Annotated in this window: 1 pseudogene; it reads left to right on the plus strand. The window is 63.6% G+C overall.

The window, feature by feature from the left end:
* Nucleotides 1–42: 42 nt before the first annotated feature.
* A pseudogene (locus KVT37_RS33380) lies at nt 43–228 on the plus strand (threonine dehydratase); the annotation flags it as partial.

Here is a 228-nt window from a genome sequence, read left to right on the forward strand (position 1 = left end):
TGTCCTGGGGCGCGCGGCCGAGACCAAAATGGGGGATTTGTGGTGAACAGCTTTTCCGCCCGCGTTGCCGTGGCTGCCGAAGCGAACCCCGGAATCTTTCCGGAAACGCCCCTGCAGGAGAACGACTACCTGTCGAAGAAGACGGGCGCCGGCATGCTTTTGCAGCGCGAGGACCTGGCGCCGGTGCGCTCCTACAAGATCAGGGGCGCGTTGAACTTCTCCCGCAAG

The sequence above is a fragment of the Mesorhizobium sp. GbtcB19 genome (assembly GCF_019091085.1).
Classification (GTDB): domain Bacteria; phylum Pseudomonadota; class Alphaproteobacteria; order Rhizobiales; family Rhizobiaceae; genus Mesorhizobium.